Annotated in this window: 24 protein-coding genes and 1 pseudogene; 9 read left to right on the top strand and 16 right to left on the bottom strand. The window is 32.6% G+C overall.

Going from position 1 to position 25,777, the window contains the following annotated elements; translation table 11 throughout:
- Positions 1-377: 377 nt before the first annotated feature.
- The gene (gene bcaP, locus OTG27_RS11355; protein ID WP_268936967.1) at positions 378-1,790 is read right to left on the bottom strand and encodes a branched-chain amino acid transporter BcaP; all 1,413 of its coding nucleotides are present in this window, start codon (positions 1,788-1,790) and stop codon (positions 378-380) included.
- A gap of 499 nt (positions 1,791-2,289) precedes the next feature.
- Here bcaP and OTG27_RS11350 point away from each other — a divergent pair, with 499 nt between their 5' ends.
- Entirely contained in the window at positions 2,290-3,360 is a 1,071-nt protein-coding gene (locus OTG27_RS11350; protein WP_268936966.1) for a DUF3900 domain-containing protein, read from the top strand.
- Positions 3,361-4,008: 648 nt separating this feature from the next.
- On the opposite strand, the gene OTG27_RS11345 is transcribed toward OTG27_RS11350, so the two are convergent.
- From OTG27_RS11345 to OTG27_RS11300, 10 genes are all read right to left on the bottom strand, one after another.
- On the bottom strand, positions 4,009-5,460 hold the full coding sequence (locus OTG27_RS11345) for a HEPN domain-containing protein (RefSeq protein ID WP_268936965.1): 1,452 nt from the start codon (positions 5,458-5,460) through the stop codon (positions 4,009-4,011).
- A 137-nt stretch (positions 5,461-5,597) separates the two neighbouring features.
- A complete protein-coding gene (locus OTG27_RS11340) occupies positions 5,598-7,655 on the bottom strand; it encodes a DUF262 domain-containing protein (RefSeq protein WP_268936964.1) in 2,058 nt (685 codons plus the stop codon).
- A 401-nt stretch (positions 7,656-8,056) separates the two neighbouring features.
- Positions 8,057-8,419 carry a P27 family phage terminase small subunit gene (locus tag OTG27_RS11335; RefSeq protein ID WP_268936963.1) on the bottom strand — a complete coding sequence of 121 codons (363 nt, stop codon included), beginning with the start codon at positions 8,417-8,419 and terminating at the stop codon, positions 8,057-8,059.
- Positions 8,420-8,556: 137 nt separating this feature from the next.
- Entirely contained in the window at positions 8,557-8,760 is a 204-nt protein-coding gene (locus OTG27_RS11330) for a hypothetical protein (RefSeq protein WP_268936962.1), read from the bottom strand.
- Positions 8,761-8,845: 85 nt separating this feature from the next.
- Positions 8,846-10,372: a phage major capsid protein gene (locus tag OTG27_RS11325; protein ID WP_268936961.1), complete on the bottom strand. Its 1,527-nt coding sequence runs from the start codon at positions 10,370-10,372 to the stop codon at positions 8,846-8,848.
- A gap of 490 nt (positions 10,373-10,862) precedes the next feature.
- Positions 10,863-12,341, bottom strand: a complete 1,479-nt coding sequence (locus tag OTG27_RS11320) for a DEAD/DEAH box helicase family protein (RefSeq protein WP_268936960.1) — start codon at positions 12,339-12,341, stop codon at positions 10,863-10,865.
- A 275-nt stretch (positions 12,342-12,616) separates the two neighbouring features.
- Positions 12,617-13,696: a hypothetical protein gene (locus OTG27_RS11315; protein WP_268936959.1), complete on the bottom strand. Its 1,080-nt coding sequence runs from the start codon at positions 13,694-13,696 to the stop codon at positions 12,617-12,619.
- A gap of 132 nt (positions 13,697-13,828) precedes the next feature.
- Complete coding sequence (locus OTG27_RS11310) at positions 13,829-14,290, bottom strand: hypothetical protein (RefSeq protein WP_268936958.1); 462 nt, start codon at positions 14,288-14,290, stop codon at positions 13,829-13,831.
- Between the two features lie 31 nt (positions 14,291-14,321).
- Positions 14,322-15,161 carry a hypothetical protein gene (locus OTG27_RS11305; RefSeq protein WP_268936957.1) on the bottom strand — a complete coding sequence of 280 codons (840 nt, stop codon included), beginning with the start codon at positions 15,159-15,161 and terminating at the stop codon, positions 14,322-14,324.
- A gap of 609 nt (positions 15,162-15,770) precedes the next feature.
- Entirely contained in the window at positions 15,771-16,595 is an 825-nt protein-coding gene (locus tag OTG27_RS11300; protein ID WP_268936956.1) for a hypothetical protein, read from the bottom strand.
- Between the two features lie 294 nt (positions 16,596-16,889).
- On the opposite strand from OTG27_RS11300, the gene OTG27_RS11295 reads away from it, so the two are divergent.
- Positions 16,890-18,020, top strand: coding sequence for a site-specific integrase (locus OTG27_RS11295; protein ID WP_268936955.1), 1,131 nt, complete (start codon positions 16,890-16,892; stop codon positions 18,018-18,020).
- A gap of 56 nt (positions 18,021-18,076) precedes the next feature.
- A pseudogene (locus OTG27_RS11290) lies at positions 18,077-18,604 on the top strand (DUF3898 domain-containing protein); the annotation flags it as partial.
- A 417-nt stretch (positions 18,605-19,021) separates the two neighbouring features.
- Here the strand turns inward: OTG27_RS11290 and OTG27_RS11285 are convergent.
- Positions 19,022-19,315 carry a hypothetical protein gene (locus OTG27_RS11285; protein WP_268936954.1) on the bottom strand — a complete coding sequence of 98 codons (294 nt, stop codon included), beginning with the start codon at positions 19,313-19,315 and terminating at the stop codon, positions 19,022-19,024.
- Between the two features lie 196 nt (positions 19,316-19,511).
- Here OTG27_RS11285 and OTG27_RS11280 point away from each other — a divergent pair, with 196 nt between their 5' ends.
- Positions 19,512-19,727: a helix-turn-helix domain-containing protein gene (locus OTG27_RS11280; RefSeq protein ID WP_268936953.1), complete on the top strand. Its 216-nt coding sequence runs from the start codon at positions 19,512-19,514 to the stop codon at positions 19,725-19,727.
- A gap of 147 nt (positions 19,728-19,874) precedes the next feature.
- On the opposite strand, the gene OTG27_RS11275 is transcribed toward OTG27_RS11280, so the two are convergent.
- From OTG27_RS11275 to OTG27_RS11260, 4 genes are all read right to left on the bottom strand, one after another.
- Entirely contained in the window at positions 19,875-20,219 is a 345-nt protein-coding gene (locus tag OTG27_RS11275; RefSeq protein WP_268936952.1) for a YolD-like family protein, read from the bottom strand.
- A gap of 73 nt (positions 20,220-20,292) precedes the next feature.
- Positions 20,293-20,595: a hypothetical protein gene (locus OTG27_RS11270; protein WP_268936951.1), complete on the bottom strand. Its 303-nt coding sequence runs from the start codon at positions 20,593-20,595 to the stop codon at positions 20,293-20,295.
- Positions 20,596-20,785: 190 nt separating this feature from the next.
- On the bottom strand, positions 20,786-21,106 hold the full coding sequence (locus OTG27_RS11265; RefSeq protein ID WP_268936950.1) for a hypothetical protein: 321 nt from the start codon (positions 21,104-21,106) through the stop codon (positions 20,786-20,788).
- Between the two features lie 213 nt (positions 21,107-21,319).
- Positions 21,320-21,760 carry an endonuclease domain-containing protein gene (locus OTG27_RS11260; protein ID WP_268936949.1) on the bottom strand — a complete coding sequence of 147 codons (441 nt, stop codon included), beginning with the start codon at positions 21,758-21,760 and terminating at the stop codon, positions 21,320-21,322.
- Between the two features lie 312 nt (positions 21,761-22,072).
- Between OTG27_RS11260 and OTG27_RS11255 the strand changes: the two genes are divergently transcribed.
- The 5 genes from OTG27_RS11255 to OTG27_RS11235 all read left to right on the top strand — a co-directional run bounded on the left by OTG27_RS11255 (position 22,073) and on the right by OTG27_RS11235 (position 25,759).
- The gene (locus tag OTG27_RS11255) at positions 22,073-22,387 is read left to right on the top strand and encodes a hypothetical protein (protein WP_268936948.1); all 315 of its coding nucleotides are present in this window, start codon (positions 22,073-22,075) and stop codon (positions 22,385-22,387) included.
- Positions 22,388-22,404: 17 nt separating this feature from the next.
- A complete protein-coding gene (locus tag OTG27_RS11250) occupies positions 22,405-23,541 on the top strand; it encodes an FtsK/SpoIIIE domain-containing protein (RefSeq protein WP_268936947.1) in 1,137 nt (378 codons plus the stop codon).
- The gene (locus OTG27_RS11245) at positions 23,525-24,205 is read left to right on the top strand and encodes a replication-relaxation family protein (RefSeq protein WP_268936946.1); all 681 of its coding nucleotides are present in this window, start codon (positions 23,525-23,527) and stop codon (positions 24,203-24,205) included. Before OTG27_RS11250 ends, OTG27_RS11245 begins: the two co-directional genes overlap by 17 nt.
- Positions 24,206-24,378: 173 nt before the next feature.
- On the top strand, positions 24,379-24,870 hold the full coding sequence (locus OTG27_RS11240) for a hypothetical protein (protein ID WP_268936945.1): 492 nt from the start codon (positions 24,379-24,381) through the stop codon (positions 24,868-24,870).
- Positions 24,871-24,895: 25 nt separating this feature from the next.
- The gene (locus OTG27_RS11235) at positions 24,896-25,759 is read left to right on the top strand and encodes a GIY-YIG nuclease family protein (RefSeq protein ID WP_268936944.1); all 864 of its coding nucleotides are present in this window, start codon (positions 24,896-24,898) and stop codon (positions 25,757-25,759) included.
- The last annotated feature ends 18 nt before the right edge of the window (positions 25,760-25,777 follow it).

Genomic DNA, 25,777 nt, shown 5'->3' with positions numbered 1-25,777 from the left:
TAAAGTCTGTTTATCTTAATTTACTTTGAAAAATTTTCTTATTTCACATAATACTTATGAACGATATATGTCCAAACAAAAAAAGACACTCCAGAGAGTGTCTCAGACCGTATACTTTTTTTGAGAGAGTGTAGAATATGAACGTTGATTGGAACGTAGGGCACTCGCTTTCCGCGGGCGGTCCGGGAGCCTCCTCGGCGCTCTTGGCGCCTGTGGGGACTCCCTTGGACGCTCTTTTCCCGTAGGAGTCTCGTACCTTCCGTTCCAATCAACCGGAATATATTTTCAAGAAAAAACTGTAGGCTGGACTCATTTCGAACACTTGAATAAGCTCGCGCCTTTAGTCGTCAAACTGAAACGCTCAAAAAGTGTCTTTTTCAATGATCAATTTCCTGCTGGTTAAGATTGGAATGCTTACGGGAATAAGCGAAGTAAATGACTACTCCGATAGCCATCCAGATTAAAAACCTTATCCATGTATGACTCCCTAGCTGAATCATCAAGAATACACAAAAAACGATTGCCAGGCCAGGAACGAGCGGTACTGCCGGACAATAAAAAGCCCGTTTCATATCCGGTCTTGTTTTACGTAAAACGATAACCGCTACGGAAATCATCGTAAAAGCAGTCAATGTTCCAATGTTGACCAACTCTGCCAATTCACCAAGAGGTATGAATGCTCCCAATAGGGCCGCTATCATACCAAATATCCATGAAGCTGCATAAGGTGTTTTATATTTTTTATGAAGTTTTGATAAGGATTTTGGCATCAGCCCATCACGTGACATTGCAAACATAATTCGCGTTTGGCCATACAACATTACCAAAATCACCGTTGTCATCCCTAGGAAGGCACCTAGATCGATGATACCTGCAACCCAATTTTGTCCTGCGCTTTGCAAGACCAAAGAAATCGGGTGATCAAGAGCCTGGCTGAATTGTGCATACGGTACCACACCTGTCATGATTAAACTTACCGCCATATAAAGCACAACACAAATGACCAAAGATCCGAGGATTCCGCGTGGTAAATTCTTTCCTGGATTTTTTGTTTCTTCAGCAGCAGATGCAACTGCATCAAAGCCGATGAAGGCAAAGAACATTAAGGCGGCAGTTGAAAATACTCCATCGATACCAAATGGCATGAAAGGCTGCCAGTTTTCCGGTTTCACATAATAAATAGAAGAAACGATGAACAACAACACTACCAACACTTTAATAACGACCATGATATTATTGATTCTAGTCGTTTGTTTCGTACCTATGGAAATCAAAAAGGTAATCGCCATGACGATCAAAAAGGCCGGCAAGTTCATATAAGTCGTGACACCTTCGACCGAACCCGGTGCCGCCGTTAATTTCTCTGGAAAGTTAATTCCGAATCCACTTAAAAATGATTGGAAATAGCCCGACCACCCGGCCGATACGGCACTGACAGCCAATAAGTATTCAAGAATCAAATCCCATCCGATTATCCAAGCGGCGAATTCACCTAAAGTTGCATAAGCATACGTATAAGTCGAACCGGATACCGGCACGGAAGCTGCAAATTCTGCATAAGAAAGTGCAGCGAATAAACAGGCAAGCCCAGCAATGACGAAAGATAATGAAAGTGCAGGACCAGCATTCACTGCACCAGTACCTGTTAATACAAATATGCCTGTCCCAATAATCGCTCCGATTCCTAGCATCGTTAAATCCCAAGCCCCCAGTTCCCGTTTCAATCCCTTACCGCCGGAACCTGCGTTTTTCAACAAGTCCTCAATGGACTTCTTCCTAAAAATACTCATGTTTTTTCCTCCGTAAATTTTATAAACTATTCTGAAAACTACAGACAAATAAATTCACTTACCATTTATACCGAAGAAATTTCGACAAATTTCTACAATTCCTGAATTGTCTGACTTTCAAATTATACGTATTACCCCTTCCTTCGTCAACGATTTATTATTGTAAAATTCTGTTTTTTTGAATTTTTATTTGGAAGGGAACCCTTAATATTCAACAGGAATATCAATATTTAACAAATAAGGATGAACAATTCATTATTCAATAAAGTAAGCTATTAGAGTATTTCGATTAATTTTTTATTGTAAAAGTTGTAATATTTTTAATCCAATATTGGATCATACGTTATTTTTGTATATGTATTATTATGAAATAATACTCCAATATTATTCTGATCATTCATGCGCCAATAGTTTGACGGAATCAAAGTACATCACTATACTTATTAAGTCTTAAAAAAAGTACGGGAATTATGCTTAATAATTGAAGAAGGTGACATTCATGGATTTTGCAATTACCTATCTGTCTTTTTATTTAATCCAAGTCGAAGGAAAAGGCGATCAGGCTGATAAGCGTTTTAAACATTTCCAAACTCTAGATACTGAAGAATACGAAGAAAGTCCTCTAAAGGATTTTTTGGATGGGGAATTGATGAAGATTTCCAAACGGAAAGTCGACCGTCATCCAAAAACTGAACAAATACCGACCAAAATTGGTTCTTTTATTGTCGAAGAAGGACATGCACTTGATTCCAACCCTAATTACAATGTATTTAACCGTGTTCGATATGCAAAAACAAAACAGGAATTCCAAGAGGAAAACGAACAATTCACGCGGTCTTATATTGATACAAGTGCCGTCCGTGGCGGTGTCTTCATAATCGCATCCGCAAAATTAACGAAATATCTTGATGAACCATTCGTTTTCTTACTAAAATGTGATTTCGAGCCGAAAGTTGCTTCCATTTCGGATGAACGGACCTTGATTAGGCACGTTGAAATGGCAATCACCACTAAAAATATGAAATCCATCCAATACCCATACATGCCCGAAGAAGGAATGGTCGAAGAAGGCGAACTGAAAATCCACCAGGCCTCACATGCCCGCTACTTTGAGGACTTTTTAAAATTCGTGGAGTACGGGGAATCAATGCCGGAAATCATGAAAAATCAAGTCATTCACATGGTCCATGAACATGTATCCGCTCAATTCGAAGAAAACAGTGACGAACTGCAGAAATTCGAACAGGATCTGGAAATCTGGGAAACCAGTGAAAAGCGGGAAATACAGGAACGCCTTGAGACCCATCAGGTCGTCGAAGCCACAGCCCAGATTGTCGAGCATACACCTGAAGCCGAAATGCGAATGAAGCTTGGCAGTACATCCGTCAAAGGACTGTTAGCCGATTTTGGCGAAAGCATCCATTTAGGGAAAATTAATGGGAAGTATGTATTGATGATAGAATCCAATACAATAGAGTTCGATAAAGGCGTTTCGCCGATTGAGTTTCATAAGCCGGATGATTTGATGGAGATTGTGGAGCGGATTAATAAGAAAAGTGTTGGGGAGTAAACGTGTTTTTGAGCATTTTCATGACCACTAAAATAACAGAAAACAGCGATACAAAGGTTTTCTCGGCAATATTAGTGACCAAAAGTGTGACCGCTAGATTGACAAAAAAATTGCTCTTATTCCTGTTAAAAGGTTTCCTAAAGGATTACTAACTTAAAGAGAGAATGCTATTTCATAATGCATTCTCTTTTTATATTTATACTTCAATTCAATACATCCTTTTATTAAATCTACATAACCCTTGCTTCTTATATTTTAGCTCCACTTCAAATTCCCTTGCATCCTTTTCTTTATCAAATTTTCCAACAAAATTATAAGCTAATTTACCATCCTGCATTAATTGCCTGTGTTCCGTGTTTCTTGTATTAATATTCCAACTGCAAACTCCAGAACCAGCATAAACAACTTCTTCCTTTAACCAATGCTCATAAACAACAAACTTATTAACTCTTCTAAGTTTATTCTGTCGTATTTATACCTTATAATAAGTTGGGTTACTATTTAGGAAGTTCTTCCATAGGCTTTTACTATGTCCTGATTTATCATTTTATCTGATAAATGTTGAATTAACGTTCTTTTGTTAACAACATGAAAAATCACTCCCGATAGTGTTATATCGAGAGTGAAAAAAGTGTAAAAAAGTGAAAATTAATTTAAACTTTTTAATATTAAATCCTCATCAATTTTACTTGCCTTTAAGTATTGTGGGTTTTCTACAATAATTGTAATAGCCAATCTGAGATACTCAATCGCCTTTTCTACTGCTGGAGTTGGTGTTGTTCCTTCTAATTTTATTTCTCTTTTGTTATCTGCTTTTGGATTTCCATGGACAATAGCTGATCTATAATCATATATCTTTTTTACTGTTGTAAATATTTCTTGAGGCGACTGAGTTATCTCTTCCGAAAGGTTCAATATTGCTGCCATCCTTAAAGCTAGTTTATGATTTAACTCAGTTTTTTCTCCATCTGATAAAAGAGTTTCCAAAGCAATCATTGCATCAATAATAGCATCCTGTTCATTGTCCCTTAAGTAACAATATTTCAATCTATGATTTGCTATTTTTAGCTTTTGATTAGATTCACTTTGAATCTTCCTAAACATGGCTCCTACTTGTTCAATTTGTAATTCTGATACCCAAGGTAGGTCAGGATTCAACCAAAAATATTCATCAAATTTAGTTGGATAAGCTCTTATTAACGTACCATACATCGGTCTTAGGTATGCCTCATATGATTCGCACCAATCAATTGGTCTTGAAATCAATTGAGCATAACCTGTTTCATACCCCAACGATATCCTAAAACAATTAAAAAAATCATCGATTATTTCAGTAGGGTAAGCATATTGTTCCCCTAATAGTTTAGATAATGACCACTTACTTTGATTATCTAAACTGTAGTTTTTTATAACTAAAGCATGAGTAGCAGAACCAATAACAGTTTGATTAACTGGAACGGCGTAATTTGAAATTCTAGTTCGAGATAACTGCATAATATTATCCATTTTTTCTATATATGTATTGCTATCTATTTCGAATTTTTCAAAGTTAAATTTTAAAAATAATATTGGAATAACTATATCTATGTTTAACTTCTTGTTAAATATTGAATTTTCTATAGGTTGATAAATACGTTTAAAGTATTCAATAGAAAACTCATCTTTATCTTCCCTATACATATGAAGATAACGTTCGATTATCGACTCTGCAACAGATTGGATACAAATTTTAAATATTTTATATTCATTTTCCTTATCTTTCTCTTCATTTACCCCGAACTTATTCCTAAAACCCTCATTGTTCATTGCATAACTCTGATAATCGGGATAACCTGTTAATTCAGTAATTTCTATTTCAGGTTTATCTCTCCACTGCTTTTGAAATACGCTAGTATAGTCATATGGTTGACCATCTGAAAAAGAAGATTCTGAAAAAGATGGCATGCCACTTGGAAAATCATATTTAGACATGGATGGCCACTTAAAATGTCTTGATATATGAATAGATCTAGTTTCTATGAGTTTATTAATCTTCGTAATTGCGCTTTGAGTAATTCCAGATAAGTGTTGAAATAATACTTTATCATGAACTTCATTCATATTTTAATCTCCTTCTATAGTTTAAATTTCAAATTATATCCAACATATATAAAACAAGTATTAGATATATATACAATAACAACATGAACCGTATTCTTACATTAAATTAATATTTTATATTATAATTTCATCAACATTTATTTTGTAAAAGCATTCGATTTCCTATAATCATCTATAAATCTTATCTCATCAGAGTCAGTATAGTATTTCCAAAATTTCCAGCCATTTGTTGAAGCATTTGCTTTCCCTGATAAATCTTCTTTAGCCTTGCTAGCTCCAGATGAAACCGAATAACTTTTCCCTTTATATAATATCTTTTCAGTATCGATATCAAACGTAGCTTCAATTTTTTTATTATAGTAGTTAGCAAAAACCTTCTTATTACCTGAATTACTAGTAACGGGAGTTTTATAAAAATTATTTAAAACCTGCTTTTCTTTTACAATTACTTTATTTTCAATGGATTCAAAAATTTGTTTTGCCCTTGTTTCCACAAAATCAAAATAAAAGTCATCATATAATCCATCTAATAATTCTATGGGTATCAAATGATTTTTTAAGCTATCTTCAATATTAATATTTTTTTTTAATTTTATATCCATCAAATAATCAGAAGGTGCCTTTTTCCCTATGCGAATATTTGTTATTTTCGGTAATAAAGTTCTATTTGCTACACAATCAATTAGTGAAACAGCATTATCATCATCTGAATAATTTTCTTTTATATATTGTTTGGGGAAAATATGATGGTCCTCTAGTTTGCTATTAAATGTTAACTTACTAGAATTAGGCCAATCCAATAATCCTTTGGATGCAAAGTTTATAAAGTTTAAAACACCTTTATAAACCGCACTACCTTTTTTGGTTAAAGAAAGTATGTCCTCATGACCTTTCATTGGAATTTTTATTTTATTGAAGTAGCTTTTATCAGTGGTTTTTAGATTATTCGCAATTCTTTTTAAAATTGTGCAATCTTGTACAATTACTTCATTAGTTCCAGATGAATACCTTTGTGAAAATATTGATGACCAATACCAGTATGAAATAAATTCATTCTGTCTTTCATTCATCTGAGAAAAATCGCTTCCGTTAAGTTCGTGTAGGAAAATAATTAATGGAATAATCATATTTTCATATGGCATCCAGGATTGTGACAATATGTAATTTTCCTTAAAAAGAAAATCGATAACTTTCTTATAATAAATACACACTTTATCCCAATATTCATTAAAATGAGTATAATTTAAGTTTGTTAATATATACTTTCTATCTACTTCTTTTCCGTTACTAATTATATAGGATATTGTACGTACTATTATTTCCCTATTAAATTGATAATCAGATACATCGTAACTATTCTGTAGTTTCTCTATTTCTTCTCTTAGATTAAAGCCTTTATAAAGCTTAGCTGCCAAAATATCAATAAAGTTTAACTGAATACCTTTACTGTTGCTTCTTTCAAAAAATAATGCAAATTTCTCTGTATTCATATTAAGTAAATAGTAGGACAGTAATTTTTCGCTTCCTAATAACTCATTCAATTTTTTTATTGTACCCATGAATTTCCTAAAAACACTTTTAATTTCATCTTCTTCAAATCCAGAAGGATACATTAATAACTCAAAATATTTTGTTTTTATTTCATCTTCAAAATCATCACTTTTATTTATTGTGTATGCATCTGATAGCTTAACCGATAATCGGTCTTCATCTTCTTGACCATTAAACTCATGGATAATTTCTTCTAATGTCCTATCTTTAAACTGTTTATTCTGAATATCTTCTATTAGTTCTTCTTCATTTTTTATTATAATCCAAATATCATCTATCCCTTTTAAAGCCCTATAAATTGATGTTGCACGCTGCTGACCGTCTAACACTAAACGAAAATTATTAATTTGCGATTTATGTTCGATTTCCTCTTTTGTAAAAAATTTAGTTTCTATTTTTGCTCTGCTGCCTGTTCCCTTTCTAGGCCGTTTATCTATATCACGAACAGTAATCTCAAAAGATGGTTTTCCATATATAATAGAACCAATGAAGATATCTCTTACTAAAGAATCAAATAATTCATATGTTTTACCTATGTCCCATACAAAATCACGTTGAAATTCTGGTAAAACAATATTACCCTTTTCAATATTTTCCATCAAATATTTAATTGATTCGGTTTGCTGTAGCTGTGGCTCAGACATGTAAACCCCTCCAAATAATATATACATAACATTCTATCAAATCCTTAATCAATAATGTAAAAAATAAGAAGAATTTAACATATCATCCACTTTTAAGCAAGCTGATAATTAGGATAAATCATTTAGAATTGAAACTAAATGAAAAAAGAAGAAGAAATGTTATATGCAATAAACGATTAGACGAAGGAATGAAATGACTTATTTACTTAACTAAAGGTGCTTTACTTTAAAAAGGGGGTTGCAGTAGCAATCTTCTCAGTCAAATATAGCTGTTGGCTATTTTAATTTCATTAATTCTTATGGCATATTTTAGACAAACCCTTATGTGATTCATAAAATACATATTAGGGTCTGTGCTATAGTACAATTGGGACCATTTAGAGTCCATATCCCTATCTCAATTAAAACTTTGTACGCAATAATTGAATTAATGGGTCATTATTCAAATTATCAGGTTTTGCTTGTTCTTCTTTGAATTTCTGTGCTGCATTTAATCCAAGCAACTTGAAACTCTCAATAATCTTCGCTTGAGCCTTCATTGCTGTACTAACTGATGGATGTTCCTTTTTACCATGAGGACCCATAACAGTATATCCGTCTTGAAATAGTTCTTTTTCACACGCCTCCACCGTCGCCAGGTTAAAAGCTAATCTTTCAATTATTGGTTGATCTGTTGTATTTAGTTTATCTATTTTTTCAAGTTCAGCTACAACAAAATTGAAATAGTTGATAGCAGTTTTGTTAAAATATTCTGGTGCTTTCATCTTATTCTCCCCCCTTTACAAATAATTACATAAAAATACTTTTTGCAAAAAATCCTGGTAGTGTGAGCGACACTTCACAAGTTATTTAAGCCATTTTTAACTTTTATTCAAATAGATAGGCGGCATTACCTTTCTGCTCATATATTATTACGAATAAAACCAAAACTAATTGGTGCTAACTTTTGTGACAATAACACCTTGTTTACTTCATTAAATAAATCTGTTTTACTTCTAACATGACTTCTCAAATAATATATCGCAACTTTTGCAACTAAGAATCGATAGTCGTCTCCACGAAACGCTGTTTTAAACTTTTTCATTGCCTGTAACTCTGATCTCAATGTCTTACACTCCTTTATTTAATTAGACTAAATAGAATAATAGGAAGAGAATTGTAGTATTCTCTTCCACTTTGCTCATCGTTTATTAGACTATTACTAATTTTGCTAAAGCATGGGGGTTGTATACTGCTCCATCAGCATAAACATCACACAGAAACATTTTGGTCCCCTTAAATGCTGTCTTTGTATCTTGAATCATTTGAATTCCTTGATCCTTTTTGATCATCAGCCCATACCCACGCTCAATGTTACCGAAAACGATTGGAGTAGTTTCAGGAAGCGAATCACTTACAAATACTTCGGCTCCGAAGAGTGTACGAGTTGGACGGCCATTCGCAACACCATTTTGCATATAGAAATGGCCTGCACCATCTCTCAGTTTAGAGATTGCACTAAAAGCTGACTTTTCAACAATATAGATTGCACCGTTCAAATAATCTGGATGAACTGCATTATAAAGGTCCATTAAATAATCATAAGTGATGTTATTAACAGAAGTAGGCACTGAAATTGCTTGTACATCAGTATCATGAATAATCCCTCGGAACTCTTCGGTTGTATTACCATTTAGGATACTTCTCTCAGCTACTTTTGCCACTCTGCGGGCCAATAAATCAGCAATATAGTCCACAATATTAATTGCTGAATCGTTGATTAATTGATTTGTTAACTGTATAGCAGCACCATATCTTTTTTGTTCGAGCTTCACTTCTTGTAATGCCATTGCTCCTTCGATAACATCTTGTCCCTCACCAACAAAGCCAGCCTCAAAATTAAAGTCATCTTCTCTAGCGATTTTCAAAGAACCATATACAGAAGGAAATTTCTTTGCACGAGCAAAAACAGGACTAGACTGATCCATTTTCCTAATAACTAAATCAGCGACAATTTGGGGAACTAAGCTAGATCCTTCAACTGTCCCTTGTAAAGCACGATTTTCACGAATAAACGATGTGAAATCTTCATAATCAGCATTTCGTTCTTCCTTTTTAAGTTCTTCATTTGTTCTTAAATATCGATGTTCTGTTTCCATATTGTTGTTTCTCTCCTCTTGTTTTTTATTTCCATTTTGTATGACATCAGAAGGAATTTTAACTTCCTCCACTAAATCAATTCCTCTTGCCGCGATAGTTGATTGTGAATAGGCTGGGTCTCGAACAACCGAGACCTCGAATAACTCAAGTTCTTCAATGGTTCTTTCATAAAGACCAGCTTCCAACAGTTTCCAGTTATCTTTGATAGTTCGAAAACCGAAAGACATATTTCTAAGGATTCCAGAATTGATTAATTCGTAATAATCCTTTCCCCATGTAGTAGGGGTAATCATCGCTTCCATGAACAAACCTTTATTATCTTCAGTAAGATTCAAAGATTGGTTACGAGTAGAAGACAAGATTAATTTGTTGTTATGTTCAGCAAGGAAATCAATGTCTCTCTGAGCATTTTGAATTGAACGAGCAAAGGCTCCTTTTGCAATTTTTTCAACGAATCTTTTTGTGACTCCAAGAACATTACTTAATGATTCGGTTCTATTCACATAACCAGAAACGGTCATTGTTCCATCTTCATTAGCATGTAAATCCGCATTTTGAACCCTAAGTTCCATCTTCATTTTTATTTCGTCCCTTCAATTTGAAATAATAAACTGCTTTCAAAAGCAGTTGAATGCAAAAAAATAAGCCATACCCAAAGGCATGACTCATTGACCAGGGTTACACCAGTCACCTTTTATAAGAAAAAATTGGAAAAATAGAACTTATTCTGTAAGTCCATTTATTTTAGTTACTGCCATACGGCAGCAGGATAGTAAGCTTTAAAAAAGGAGAACCAGTATCTGGACCGGTTCTCGTAAATAGGAGGAAACGTAAATGAATTTAAAAACCTAAACTGAAAAGGAACTGACTGTTCAATCCTTATCTATTATATATATATATAACTTGGGATTTTTATACGAACAATCAACATTTTCTGTAAAAATATATTAATTTTATCTTTTTTCTGACTTCAAAATAAAAAAGTAAGAAGGCCTTATCTCTATTCCGCCTTAGAATGTTCCAAATTTGTTATTGTTCTATTTAAATAAGAAAAGTAACAAATTTGGATCAATTGATTTTGTTGATTATCCAATACATTTTATTTCTATGTTCACCTTTACTTTCTTTCTTATTTGAAATGATAAAACGAATGTTGTTTTCTTCAAAGAATGAATTAATAGTTTTCATACCAATTTTTGTTGAGCCGTTCTTTCCTCTTAATCCATACTTCTGACAAATCATATTAACTAACTCTTCCTGCTGGTCTTTGAAGACTTTTTTATCGACATAATTTTCGACAATATCCAATTGAATGAAGTCTTCTCTCTTAAGTTGCTCTAAATCAACATATTGAATGTTAGGAAAATACTTCTCAAAGAATGCTTCAAATCCTAATTGATTCATAAACTCATACATATCGTATTGGTACCTTAAAAATGCTAACCCACAATTATGAATTCGTAATCTTGTATACTTTTGGTGGCTAACTGGGTCCATTACAGTATCAAGATAGAATGCTTTCATTTGTTTACCAATTACGTCAATTCCATATTCTTCAACAAATTTAACCTCTCCAAGTTCTTTGAATTTATCATAGTAATCAAGTTGCTTTTCGAGATTCCGGAGTCTGGCTGCAATCGATCTTTTAGAGATTCGTTTGTAATACACGTTTACTTCTCCCACTCGGGCCCTAGCAGGAGCTTGAACGAATGTATCAATATCACTGATTCCATTAATAACAATTGTTTCAACTGAATCATCTTTAATTTCAGTAGCTTCAGTCATAAGTCTCGTTGTATTTAATACATCACATTCGAATTTCTGTGTCGTAGCAATCTGCTTGAATTCCAATGAATTTTCACGATTGCCAGAATGCAAGGTTTTGCTGTTACCAATATTGAAATCTGACATGGTTTCCTTTGATTTATGAAACACAAGAACCTTATTTCCTTTTTCAACTTCATTTTGGACAACTGATAAAACTGTTTCATCTTGTTCATATCGGAACAAGTCTTTTATATTATTGTTATAGTAGTCTGCTTCTTTAAGGACTTCTAACTTATTTTCCCAAGGTAAGTAGTAAAGACCATCATAAGTGCCGGTCATAAGGATTTTAACTGCTTTATCATTTTGATTGAGGTAATTAAAAATTAATTCTGTTCTTGCATTAAAAGCACTATCACCGACAAGACAATGTGCTTCATCAAGAACAATATAATGATAGGTGCTAAGCATCTGATCGTTTCGATGCAGAAACTTTTCAAAAGCTTGATATGACATTAAATCAAACATTCCACCTTGGAATTGTCTCTCACGTTCTTGTCGGTAGTCTTCAAGATAGTTTTCTTGCTGTTTTAATGATTGGGTACGATGAGTTAAGAGTAAAACTCTTTGATTATTATTTACCGTATATGGTAAAAGAACTTTTCTTTCCCAAAAGTTCTTACCACTACCCATTTCACTACCAATTAGATAATTCTTTCCTGGTTCCAACTTTTTAATAACATCCGTCGTAATGACATTACTTACATAAATTTTATTTTCCATTTCTATTCCTCCGATAATGTATTTTTCACTCAATACATTTGTATCTGGAGAAAGAAAAATGTAAATCAATCGGGAAAACTTTCTTTATAAAATGAGAATTTTATTCTATTTGGAAATTAAAAAAAGCCACATTGATGTGGCCGGAACTATTGGTATTCAAGTAAAGCTACAATTTCTTAATTATTTTCTTTTGCCCATTATGAACATGTGTATGAGTTTCTCACTGTATCCTTTGGAACAAAAACCATTTAACACTTTTTTTGAAGAATTCTCTTTTACTTTGAATCTGTGTATACTGTTTGGCGACCACTCAACATTTCAGTTAACGTATAATACCATCCACCAGAGTTATTAACTTGGGGATGAGGGTGATGGTGCAAAGATATATGTTCCGCCTCCGATAAAACATAAAATCTATACATATCATTCTTCTTAAAGCCATGACCTATCTTTCTATCCGCTATATAAGCCAACAATCTCTCTTTGTATGAGAGATCGGTTTCCTCTATTACTTTTAATACTGAAGTGTTTTCGGGGGAAAGAACAAAGATGTCATCAATTTTATATAATTTATCCATCACACCCCCTCCTTTTTGCCGAAAAGCAATAAAGAGTGGATCCCGATAATTATATGGAGGTGTATTAGGACAAGCATGAATATGATGCTTGTTGATTTCTTCAAATGTTTTACCCGCAGGAACGGATAGAATTTCTTTTTCATAATAATTCATTCGCTTGTCTACTCCTGTTATAAAGTTATAATAGTCCTTTAATAATAAAGACTTTGTAGACTCCAATTTTAATCTTAAAATATTATACAAGGCTTGAATAATATCTGTCCAAGTTATAGAAAGGAACTTATTGGTCAAAAAAGATTGTTTATACCTTGTCAAGGTAATAGCAATTTTAGGAACATTTTTATCATTTGGAAAAAACTTAGGATCAACATATTTTTGAAGTTGCTCTTCAATATTACTTTCGTTTATAAACTTTATATTTTTTGCTTCAATAATTAGAATAAATACTTTTAAACTTTTATAATAGAACGTTAGGGTAATATCCCTTCTAATTTTTTCAATTCCATCACTAATCATTTCTGCATCAATCTTTACAAAATCACTTTCTTTAAATAATTTATATTGACTGCCCGTTAATACCTTAGTTATTTTCGAATGAATTTTATCAATTGTTAGAAATTCATCGAGTAACTCCGGAGACATATTTAATAAATATGCTAAGCCTTTTGTTTGCTTCGTTTCCCTGTCACCATCAATTAAATCAAAGAACGATGACTTATATTTGCTATTTTCAGATTGATATAATCGAAATGTTGTTTCTAACTGTTGATTAAACATAACTATCCCCTATACAACCACTAAAATGACTTTCAACTCATAATATATATTTACGTTCATTTTAATGCCTTTACTTTAATAAGAAAAACTTCTTTAAGTAAATAAATCCCCAAAATTATCCACATCACCAAGTCATATCTTTAATGGTCTTACTAAGTTAGATTCATTGTCATATTCCATTATCTCTACACCTTCAGGAATTAAATGCTTATAGGTTCTAATATAGTATTCTCCTAATGACTCACGCCTTTTTTCATTGTAATCTCTTAATATGAAAAAGATCTTTCTAAAATAACTCGGTGCTAAAAAGAAATAATACATTGCTTCATTCCAAACTGTTAATTTTGCACTTGGAACATTACCACCTGAAGTCCATTTGTGGGACTTGCATTCTACTATTATTTTCTCTGAATCTGTTGGTGCGCTTCCTAAATCAAAAACATGATTTTTCTTTATTGTTTTTGCCCCAACTGGAATACTAACCCCTTTAATGAGGATAATATCATCTATTTTAAAAAAGTTTAATGCCACTTCTTCAAAGTCTCTACCTACGTGAGCATTACTAATTGCATTTTCCCTCTGAAAGTTATTCATCCTTTACTCCTTATAATGACTTTAAACAAAATTAATGAATATTTGGATTTACATCTTCCCTTAAAAAATTGTCTATTTTCCTTTTAGTATCTACTAAATTTTTCGTCGACCTAATTGGATCATAAGACCTTATAATTAAATTTTTATATGGTTTATCCATACAATTTTTCTTATAAAACTCCCAAGCTGAATTTCTTGTAGACTCATCAATAGATCTTGATTTACCTTGCATAAACTCGTATAAATGATTATCAAGAAACAATTCTCCGTTATGCTTAATAGATAATATATAATTAGGTCGTTGTCCTTTTCTTGGGAATTTGAACTCCCATATTTCAAAAAAATGTGACTGTGGTTTTGAAATTAAATTCTTCTTATATGATTCAAATTTTAATTTTATTTCTTCAGAAATACCTTCTGGTAATTCAGGAAATTCACCCTGCATATGGCTAATTCCTTCTAAAGATACTGCATATATACCTTCAATCTCTTCAACCGTCATTTCCTTTATTTTATCTATAGTTTCAATATCTATTTGTAAAGGACTTATGTTACAGTACTCCATAGCCACTCTTAATTCTTCACTAAAACCTTGTGCTAAAATATACACCTTATCAATATTTATATTTTTCGAATCTAGTTCCGCATAATATTCCATTACCTGAGCTATATTTGGAAAATCAGCAAAGTTTCTTTTAATTTCCACCAAGTGGAGTGTACAATCCGATTTACTTTTATAGATAACATCGCATCTTAAATTAGTTCCTAACCATTCCTGCTTAGCATAAATCTCCCAATCTGGATTAAATTTCTCTGGATAATTCGCATACATATCTTCAAAAAATGATTCTTTTTCATCACTTATTGACAATATAATCAACTCCCATTCTCCGAACTAACTTAGGATAAATATACCATATTTTTTTATTTATATTTACTTTCTTTATGATAAGTTGAGATTCAAGTAATTGAAACAAAGTTTACCCATAAGAGAAAGTGATTGCCAAAGTCCAGAACCAGGAAAAACAGAACTCCACCAGGCAATAATACAGCCACAGCTATACGTTACAAGGCTCATGTTAGTCTTTTAGGGAATCACTTAAATTTAGTTAAGAAACGCATCACAATTAGATATTAAATATAAATACGAAATACGGTAGTAGGGTGCAATCTAGATAGCCACCAGAAGCTCGTATTTAGTCCGTATGGAATTTTTATTTTGATTTAATAAATATTATTAAATAAATTATAAAATGCTCATACGGTGGCCATGATGAGCAACAAAGTGAATTTTTTGTTCTTTTTAAATTTTCAAGTAATTTCAATTATAAATCTATTACTAGCTTGTTTTCATATTCCCATTCATTAAATGGTGGGTAGATTAAAGGTTGCTCCACTTCTTACATAAGCCATTTTTTTAACTTTGTGAATATTAGATAAATTATTATGTGAAATATCTTCATAAAGGTGTTTAAGGCTTCTAGATGTCATTATTGTCATCTTCTAACCAATTAAAAAGGGGAACATCTGAATCTTTCAGTCTTTCTTTAAAATTTTCATGAGGATCAATCGCTCCATGTTTCACTTTACTTCTAAATAAAGTATTCTCGAAACATGTTCTAAGGTAAGCTCCAAAGTTTTCTATATCCTTCTTTTGTCTTGCTTCTTCAACTACTCGTACACAGACTTCTTTACTAAGTCCCTTGATTCGATATTCATTAGTTAATCTATAAATTATTTCATCATTGTTAACTGTTTCCTTGTTAACAATATAATCTTTTCTATCTTTATATTGTTCTTTTTTATTTTTCTTTTTAATACTTGAGCCCTTTTGTAAAGGCTTGCCGGTCCCTTTAGTCAAGGCTAGGTTTTCCCTTTTGTCATAGCTGGGATTTACTTTTTGTCTTTCAGGCTTTTGATTTGGTGGTATGTTCAGGTCTTCCCTTTTTTCAGACTTAGGATTACTCTCCAATAGTAATTCCTCTACAATCTTATCTGTGATGTGAAAATATTTTTTTGAAGGAACACCCATTACTTTTGTTGCTATGTAACCGGCGACTTCTAATTCTTTAGCAGCTTTAAGTTGCTGTTTGTATGTCAAAGAAGTTTCTTTCTCTAAAGTTTCACTAGTTAAAAAGAAGAATTCTTTGTCCTCTCTTATAGTTAACATGCCTTTACTGCCGAAACTTTCATAACTTGAACACAACTGTCCAAATATAATGGCACCATTTACTGATACAGAATGAGCTAAATCTTTGTTGTACATTACAAATCCTTTACCACTTAAAATTGACATTAATTTCATTATAAGTCTATCTCCCTTGACACAGAAGAAGTAGATTTGCTACCATGTTTCTTGTAGAAGTTTAATTCTTCTGCGATGTTCTTAATAAGAGATGGTAGAGCCGCCAAACTCATTTGCCATCTCTTTATTTATTTTATTATAACGAACGTATATTCGTACATAAAGTTTTATATCTTTTAACCCTTTGTTTATGTTTTTGTTCAATCTCTGTCCGCTTAAAAATAATCATGTTAAAATATACCTAGGAAATCTTTTCAGGTTTAATGAGCAGCTTTTAAGGAGGTTGTTCTTACTGTGAAAGGAAGTATAACTAAAAATAAACAAACAGGAAAATGGGATTTTGTCTTCAATGGTGGAATAGACCCTTTGACAGGCAAACGAAAGCAGATTCGCCGCAGAGGTTTTTTATCTAGACAAAAAGCTTTAGATGCTATGACACTAGTTAAATCTGAAATTATTCAAGATGAATTTACTGATTTATCTTCATTAAGCTTAGAAAAGTTTATGATTGAATGGTTTCAGGAACGTAAAATCCAATTACAGGCGAGCACTTATGAAACTCAATATATTTATTTTAGAACTGTCATAAAGCCTCGCTTAGGTCATTTTAAATTACAAAAAATAACTCCAATGAATCTTCAAAGATTTGTAAATGATTTAGTGAAGGAGAACCATTATTCTGAATACACAATTCACCTTATATTCCGTGTCTTAAGTGCAGCATTAAAAAAGGCAACTATTATTAGACTGATCAAGACGAATCCTTCCATAGGCATTACATTACCTAAAATTAGAAAGAAGGAAATTGAAATATGGTCTCTTGAACAGATTAATTATTTTATAGCAGCCTCTAAACAGACTAAACGATTGACACGTTGCTTTGTAGGTTTCCTTATCGGTTTCCTATGTGGATGCCGTGAAGGCGAAATAATGGGACTTAGATGGAAAGATATAGACTTTGATACTAACACTATATATATACGTCAAACTTTAACTCAAAAGGCTGAAATTAAAACAGGAGCAAAGAATAATTCTAGTGTTCGGTCAGTTAGTATTCCTGCAAAATTAATACCCGAACTTATATGTCACCGACAAATGATTATTGAAGAAAAACTCTTACTAGGTGAGAAGTATGAAGATAATGATTTAATAATTTGCACACAACATGGAACGCCGATGATTCCACGAAATTTCAGGAAAGAGTTTTACAATTTAACCGATAAAAATGGATTACCTCGAATAAAATTTCACTCATCTAGGCATTCACATGTATCTCTTCTAATTCAGCAAAATGTAAACGTAAAGCTAATTAGTGAAAGATTAGGTCATGCTGATATTTCAACGACACTTGATATTTACAGTCACGTTTCGCAAAATATGCAGCAAAGTGTAGCAATTGAACTTGATAAAATACTTCAATTGTGACCAATTTTGTGACCATCGCAACCTAATACTAGTTGTATCAAAGGCTCATATACCCTTTTCCATACATGCCCGAAGAAGGAATGGTCGAAGAATCCGAGTTGAAAATCCACCAGGCCTCACATGCCCGCTACTTCGAGGACTTTTTGAAGTTCGTAGAATATGGCGAATCGATGCCGGAAATCATGAAAAACCAGGTCATACACATGGTTCATGAACATGTATCCGCTCAATTCGAAGATAACAGTGACGAACTGCAGAAATTTGAGCAAGACCTGGAAATCTGGGAAACGAGTGAAAAACGAGAAATCCAGGAACGCCTTGAAACCCATCAGGTCGTCGAAGCCACTGCCCAGATTGTCGAGCATACACCTGAAGCCGAACTGCGAATGAAACTAGGCAGTACATCCATCAAAGGACTATTAGCCGATTTTGGCGAAAGCATCCATTTAGGGAAAATTAATGGGAAGTATGTATTGATGATAGAATCCAATACAATAGAGTTCGATAAAGGCGTTTCGCCGATTGAGTTTCATAAGCCGGATGATTTGCAAATACTAATCGAAAAAATCATAAATAAAAGTTGATTCTTTTAAATGTATGTGACCATAAATTGTGACCAATAAATCATATAATTATTGCTTTATAACAAAGGTTTCAGTCAAATCTGTGACCAATTTTCAAACTAAAATTCAAACTCTCAACCCTCTATTATTTACTCTAAATTTGATCATACTACTAACTTACAGTTAGTAGTTTTTTTCTTGTAATAAAGTATTGACCTAGTTTCTTCTATATATGTTAATCCGCCAAGCTAAACCCCAAATCAGTTATCTTCTCTAAATAATTCACTTCGAATGTCTTCACAAGAACGCCATAGAAGTATCCGAATTTATCCCTCCCTTACCTTTCTCTCTGTAAATTATAAAAACCCCACTCTTTAGAATGGAGTCATAACTTTTCATTTTTTTGCCTACTTTTAAATGTTACGAGATCGCAAGGTTTTATAAAAACATTGAACTGTAATCCATGTAGTCATCTGCTTCATCGAAAACTGAGATATTTTCGCATTTGTGATTCCAATTGTTTATGTTAGGCTCAATAACTGTTCCATCGTTTAATGTAATTTTCATTTCAATAGTAGAGATTCCTTCAAGTTTATATAACGCTTCAATTAGTGCTTGTTTTTGGTTGTCCGAATTTTGGTTAAAGTTAAGTTCGATGCCCAAGTTTGTGAATACTCCGAAAGTTTCTCTTACCATTTCTTTACCTTCTACTGCTACTGTCTGATTTGTCATCCCTTAACCGCTCCCTTTGTTTTGTTATATCGAATCTTTTATCTGTTAACTCGAATTATAGCTTCGCTTTTTTAAAGTTAATATAACATTTACCAATTATGGTTGTCAACACCAGTCCGGAAGAAATTTCATCTTTTTTAAAAGCTATGGTACACTAAACTAAAGCAATAAATCACATATCTAAAGGAGTGATCAAATGTTTAGTTATGCGCCCTTGATGGCAACACTGCACAAACGAAAAATGAATAAAGTTGATTTACAAAAACAACTTAAAATTTCTTCTTCTACACTTGCCAAAATAGGAAAAGATGAAAATGTTTCGATGAAGGTACTTGATGATATTTGTGACCTTTTACAATGTGAAATCGAGGATATAATTACTCATGTAAAAGAAGAAAACCACCATTCGTAAATGACTGGTGGTTTTTGTATTCATTTTGTATATTTAGCTAAGATTAACTTCACTTCTTTTCTCAAGTATTCATCTACTGTAAATTAATTAAGAAATGTTCTACTTTTAATCCACAGTTTTCTTTTAGGTTTTGCTTTAGTCATTTTTTCACTCCCTTACCTCTACCGCTACAAGATCCTCAAACTTCACCCTAATAATATGTCCCCTCTCTTTTTCCAACTCCAAATGAATCACCTTTGTAAACTGATCTAGCTTATGTATCATCCCAACATACTCCCAATCAAAACCATCTTCCCAAACGATAAACTTTACTGTTGAAGCAAACTCCATAGCTGTGTGTATTTTGTTCTCAAACTCCTCCAACTGGTATTCATCTAATATTGGCTTTACTTGTCGATAATAATCCCTATTTACATCATTTAACAATTTAACGTATTCAGGCAGCATCAAAGCTGGTTGCCATTTAAGCTTTCCACGATCTTTTATAGACATAAGAACATCTCCATTCATTCTATAAATCCATTATAGAACATTTGTTCTTAAAAGAAGAGAAAAATTTCCCTTCTTAAAGATGCCGAAGATATTTTTCCTGTAACAATGTTTTTATCAGCTTCTCTAAGTTTAATTCTCCTTCTTCCGTAGCTATTCCAATTCCTTCTATGTATGTGAATTCTTCAGTTTGGATAACTTTTCGAGTAACTGATTTACCTTTTCCATTTACGTAGGTTTCATAATATGCAATTTCGTCAAAGTCACTATGCTTCGATTTAATTAACTCACCGTTTTTATTGACGTATTCAATCATTCCTTCCTTATTATTAGCTTGTTTTTCTTTAGGTTTAACTTTTCTTACTTTACGTTTTGTCATTAAAAACCCTCCACGGACAATCTTTAATATCACAAGAATCCCCAATTAAAAAAAGTTCTATTCACTTCGCGTCAAATTTTCTATGAAAATAGTAACAAGTAAAATTATAGAAAATAAGAAGTTTACAGGAAGTATTTATTTCATGTACAACAATGATCTTTTTTCTTCTTCGGCTTTTCATGAATTATTATTAGCTACACTTACAACGACCAAATTCATCAAACGATACGTTACACGAATCACAATATGGTACTCTCTCAATCAACTTATTTTCAAGATTAGAGTTTATTAACATTTTATTACGTCTTATTTGACTATCAATATGTTTTTCAGCTTTATTCCTAGACAAGAATACATCTTTACCGTATGTTACTCTTAATTTCGTAAAATAATCGGTTCGATACACCAGCCAATTAACATCATTGTGAAATTTATTTATGACACATTCAATCGCATGATTATCTATAACTGCAAAAACCTTTTGTCCTATATTAACCGTTACTCTTGGCATATTAATCCCCCATTACAGTTTTAGTACAATTTTACCATTATAATGTTTTGCTTATCAATTATCTCTACTCCCACAATATCCTCAAAACCAATCTTCATAACTTCCCTCTTCCTTAGCTATACCAGTTCCTTCTATATAGGTATATTCTACTGTATCAACTACTTTTAACCTTCTATATTAAGCATGTTTATCCTCCGATATGGTAATTAACTCTCAAGTTATAAAGTGCTTCTTTTGTATTTCAGATTCAATTCGGTTAATCACCTTACTCATATTTCCATTGATATCCTTACCACTAAATCGCAGCGTTATCCACCCTTTTGATCTCAGGTATTTATCCCTTTTTCTGTCGTGTGCTTTTTGTTTAGGTGATGAATGATATGTTTTACCGTCACATTCAATAGCTATGCGATAATCTGGAAGTGCTAAATCAAGCCTATATGGACTCATTGGATACTGTGCTGTAGCTTTGTGATCCCTCATCCATAAAGCCTTCAATACCCTCTTCTCAATTGGGCTTTCACACTTATTTAATTCCTCAAAATATGGAGGTATATTCTGTTGAACTTGTATCCCTTTGATTCTTCTAATGTCCAAGCCAAGAAAAACAAACCCTGATATTACTAGTCCAAAAAACACGATATATTCTACCATTGTAAATAAATTTCCCCTTTCTCGTAGGTACAAGCAACATCTACGAACTTTCTACATATCATTTACCAAAAAAGATACGATTCCTTTATTAAATCACCTACTGATTATTTGAAATAAATCAACTAATTATCGACTGATCAGTTACTTTGTTTTTACTTATTATCATTACCAATAAAAAACAAGTTTAATCCGTTGGTATAACTGAAACTAAGGAATTTGTTAAGAGTGAACGGAGTGAGGGATTAAGGGGGAGCGCGAGGGGGTTTAATTTAATTCGTAATTGACTGAAATTTAAAAGGAGGAATTATTCTTATGAGAAGAAAGCATACTATAGAGTTGCATTCATTTATGGATCGAAGTTTTAAAGATAAAAAGAAGGTAAAAAGGAAAACTAGTCCGAATATTAACCTATATTCAGTCAATCCACTTATTTTATTAGACCCCACAATTTGCCTTATGGGTGTTGGACTTGTATCGGTTGCCCTCTTAGAAAAGTTTTTTGAACATCAAGGAAATTATGACGTAGCTGAAGCACTTCACACAGGATTTAATATTGCTATACCTTGTGTTGCATTCGGATTTATATGGAAACTAATGATTACTGTTAGTGGTGCGTTCCTACGATGAAACTATGGAGAGCAAAGATGAAGCAGCGTGGTTCGTTAATGAGGGCATTTAAGCTTGGTGGAATTCATAAACAAACGACTACGCAATCAAAGACGTATACACGCTATCCTAAGATTCACGAAGTCCATATTGATGAGGAAAATAAAGCTGTTCGATTTACATTCACTTTACCTGACGGTGCTAATCCAGATTTAGTTTTGAAACAAGAATGGGTATTCAAACAGTGCTTTGGAAATAACATTGAAATAGATGGTAAAGTTAAGAAGTTCATATTGAGGTGTTATTCAAAAGATATGAAAACTAATATTGCCTATGATTTTGAAAAGATTCAACCTTATTTTAAGGATAAAATAATCCCTATTATGTGTGGTGTAGATAGGTCAGGAAAGATGAATGTAAATGACATGTTAGAAGAACATCTTATGTTGCTCACAGGGACTACTGGCAGTGGAAAATCATCTTTGATTAGGGGGATATTGACTTCATTGATTCTGCATAAGACACCAGATGAAGTACAATTCTTACTTGGTGATTTGAAGTATTCGGAGTTTGGTATATACAAACGATTACCGCATGTAATGGGTGTTTATATGGATGCTAAGTCACTCCTCCCTCCTCTTCAAATAATTGAAAAAGAAATGGTTCGAAGAGGTAAATTACTTGATGCGATGGACGTTAAAAGTATTTATGAATTAGAAGATAAGCCTCCTACAATTGTGGTGTGTATTGATGAGGTTATATTGCTCAAGGATAAACCAAAAATAATGAAGATAATTGAAAGTATATCTTGTATAGGGCGTTCTAATGGAGTTTATCTGATGTTGTCAATGCAACCTGGTGATGCTAAATCTTTGGGTGGACAATTGAAGAATAACCTTACCTTTAGAATATCAGGTAAACAGTCAGATGAAACGAATGCAAAAATAAGTGGATTGAAGCAATCAGTTGATTTAGATACTGCGGGTAGAATGATACTTTCAACTCAAGGTAAAGAAAAAGTGATTCAAGTACCTTACATGGATAAGAAAACAGCTAAAGGGTTACTTGATCCATTAAAAGTGAAACAAGAAAAACCAGAGCTTGAAGATGTCGCAGATCGAAAGGTAAATGAATTTTCATTAGATGAGGTGTTCGATAGTGAACCAAAGGGATAAAGCAATTATTAATGACTTGAGACAATTCAGAATGATGTCAAGAAACCAGATAGTTGAATTACATTTTAAGCATCTTAAGAATCCTATAAATTCATGTAATAGCGTTTTAAAGCGTTTAACAAGGGATAACTTTATCAAATGCAGTACTCATCACTCTCCATACGTTTACTTCACCGTTGACTGTAAAATTAAACCAGACTCAACTAAAATCCCCCACTTCCTTGAACTTGTAGATACCGTTATTGAAATGAAAGCACACAGAGAAACTAAAAACCTCATGATTGAGCCTAAATATGGTGACAAAGGAACAATAGAACCGGACATCTTTGCTATTTGGTTTAATCCCATATTTATTGAAGTTCAACGTAATGTTTATACAAAAGAAGTCATGCAAAAGAAAATTGACCTTTATGAAAATTATTATGACACAGGCGATTGGAAAGATGAACCTTGGCAAAAACCTGATAAAAAGGTTTTTCCATCTATCCTAATTATTACCCCTACTCGATATGCAGTAAAAAGTACAAAGCTTGAAATTTATCAATCCCCTTCCATTTCTGACTTTATTGAAAGTAGGTCAGGTGAATCAACACTACAAATTAAGCCTCTTCCTGTTAAAAATGTAATTCAAACTAATGGTGGATCATTGAAGCTAAAAAAATAAAATAATTCACAAAACAATCCATAACTGTTAAATTATTTAAAGATAGTAGGTTATTATAACTACATCTTGAGGAGATTAGTTTAAATGAAAAGTTAAGGAGTATGTTGGTTTTAGCCTTAGGAAAAGTTGTAAGCAAATTTGTACAAATATAATTTTATAAAGGGGAGATTTAATTGATAGAATTAGTAGCCATAACAGGAGCACTAAAAACATTGGTAAATGCCAACACGGCAAGTGTTGTCTTTCAGAAAGTCGGAGCAGCAAAAGCAAATAGAGATAAAGATAAAACCATTCAAGAATTAGAACAAATTATCAATGAATTAATTAATGAAAAAAGTGAATTAATTAGAATTTCGAATGCATTAGAAGATGAATTGATAACTAAGAAAATTTCAAGTGAAGATATTGATTATATTTCTAAAGAATTATTACCTATTTTAGAAGCTTTCTTAAATAGTGCCAATACAGACTCTACTTCAAAAGAAGGTCAGATGAATACATTGGAACTTATAAATTTACTGCAACCTTTATTGTCTAAAGAAACATTTAATATACTTCAAGCGTTAGGATTTAATTTTAAGGAAGCGATAGGAGAGCCTTTGACAATACTGGTTAAAAATTTGATTAGCGGTAATTCAGGGAATAAGAAAAACAGTAGAAAGTAATTAAAAAATCTCAAAGGGTGATTGTATGTTTACAGAAGGCGAAATAAATTGGATAAGAGATGTTTTGATTAAAAATGATTCTGAATCTAAGTTAACAGAAGATGAACTTAATTGGATCAAGCAAGTTTTAGTTGGTCAGTATGGAAAAGATTATGATGCTATTATCAAACTACCGCCACATTATGTTCGCCAAAAAATAGAAACGGTTAAACTAAAGGAAAATAAAGGAATCGTGAGAAAAGATTTAGATACTCTAAGGGAGAAAATGAAAAAATTTACTCCAAAAGAGTTGATTGAGCTTGGAAATAAACATATAAGAGACAGTAAGGGGATTGAAAATTTCTCTGGTATTTATATCATCCATAATAGTACAAAAGATATTTATTATGTTGGAAAATCAGTAGCAGTGTTCAATAGAGCTTACAACCACTTTGTTACAAATCCAGCAGAAAATGTGGCTAGGTATAGAGATACCGTTGAATTTAATCTTCCTGAAATATACACTGATTATCTTATAGGGGATAAATTCAGCATTAGTTTGATTCCTTTTGGAAGTACATCATTATTATTTTCATCGATAGACGAGTTAGAGCGTAATGGAATAAGTGCATATAATGCATCAGTTGAATTTGGCGGCTATAATCGAACACATGGAAATGTAATCAATAAGCGTTTATTCAGAAATGAAGAACATCAAAAAGTAGCGGAGTTTATGTTAGATAAGATAAAAGAAACAGAGTCGTTTAAGAGTCTAAAAAATAATGAAGGGCGAAAAAGGTATACTTTTAATTTATTGTCGGAGTATGGGTTGCCAAATAGCTGGGGTTTTATTAGTCCCTTTGCTAAGATGATACAAGAATATCAGAAGGCTAATAAAGCAAACAAATAATTATATAGAGTGGGTGTT

It is taken from the genome of Peribacillus sp. AS_2, assembly GCF_026891895.1.
Taxonomy (GTDB): Bacteria; Bacillota; Bacilli; order Bacillales; family DSM-1321; genus Peribacillus; species Peribacillus frigoritolerans.
Note: the sequence above shows the minus strand (reverse complement) of the source record. Positions and strands in the feature narration are given on the sequence as shown.

Excerpts from the sequence above, each read along its gene's own strand:
- bcaP (WP_268936967.1), bottom strand. The coding sequence starts at position 1,790 with ATGAGTATTTTTAGGAAGAAGTCCATTGAGGACTTGTTGAAAAACGCA.
- OTG27_RS11345 (WP_268936965.1), bottom strand. The coding sequence starts at position 5,460 with ATGAATGAAGTTCATGATAAAGTATTATTTCAACACTTATCTGGAATT.
- OTG27_RS11300 (WP_268936956.1), bottom strand. The coding sequence starts at position 16,595 with ATGAAATTAATGTCAATTTTAAGTGGTAAAGGATTTGTAATGTACAAC.
- OTG27_RS11350 (WP_268936966.1), top strand. The coding sequence starts at position 2,290 with ATGGATTTTGCAATTACCTATCTGTCTTTTTATTTAATCCAAGTCGAA.
- OTG27_RS11285 (WP_268936954.1), bottom strand. The coding sequence starts at position 19,315 with ATGACAAATCAGACAGTAGCAGTAGAAGGTAAAGAAATGGTAAGAGAA.
- OTG27_RS11325 (WP_268936961.1), bottom strand. The coding sequence starts at position 10,372 with ATGAAGATGGAACTTAGGGTTCAAAATGCGGATTTACATGCTAATGAA.
- OTG27_RS11280 (WP_268936953.1), top strand. The coding sequence starts at position 19,512 with ATGTTTAGTTATGCGCCCTTGATGGCAACACTGCACAAACGAAAAATG.
- OTG27_RS11340 (WP_268936964.1), bottom strand. The coding sequence starts at position 7,655 with ATGTCTGAGCCACAGCTACAGCAAACCGAATCAATTAAATATTTGATG.
- OTG27_RS11235 (WP_268936944.1), top strand. The coding sequence starts at position 24,896 with ATGTTTACAGAAGGCGAAATAAATTGGATAAGAGATGTTTTGATTAAA.
- OTG27_RS11255 (WP_268936948.1), top strand. The coding sequence starts at position 22,073 with ATGAGAAGAAAGCATACTATAGAGTTGCATTCATTTATGGATCGAAGT.
- OTG27_RS11250 (WP_268936947.1), top strand. The coding sequence starts at position 22,405 with ATGAAGCAGCGTGGTTCGTTAATGAGGGCATTTAAGCTTGGTGGAATT.
- OTG27_RS11265 (WP_268936950.1), bottom strand. The coding sequence starts at position 21,106 with ATGCCAAGAGTAACGGTTAATATAGGACAAAAGGTTTTTGCAGTTATA.
- OTG27_RS11315 (WP_268936959.1), bottom strand. The coding sequence starts at position 13,696 with ATGTTTAATCAACAGTTAGAAACAACATTTCGATTATATCAATCTGAA.
- OTG27_RS11275 (WP_268936952.1), bottom strand. The coding sequence starts at position 20,219 with ATGTCTATAAAAGATCGTGGAAAGCTTAAATGGCAACCAGCTTTGATG.
- OTG27_RS11260 (WP_268936949.1), bottom strand. The coding sequence starts at position 21,760 with ATGGTAGAATATATCGTGTTTTTTGGACTAGTAATATCAGGGTTTGTT.
- OTG27_RS11270 (WP_268936951.1), bottom strand. The coding sequence starts at position 20,595 with ATGACAAAACGTAAAGTAAGAAAAGTTAAACCTAAAGAAAAACAAGCT.
- OTG27_RS11320 (WP_268936960.1), bottom strand. The coding sequence starts at position 12,341 with ATGGAAAATAAAATTTATGTAAGTAATGTCATTACGACGGATGTTATT.
- OTG27_RS11310 (WP_268936958.1), bottom strand. The coding sequence starts at position 14,290 with ATGAATAACTTTCAGAGGGAAAATGCAATTAGTAATGCTCACGTAGGT.
- OTG27_RS11335 (WP_268936963.1), bottom strand. The coding sequence starts at position 8,419 with ATGAAAGCACCAGAATATTTTAACAAAACTGCTATCAACTATTTCAAT.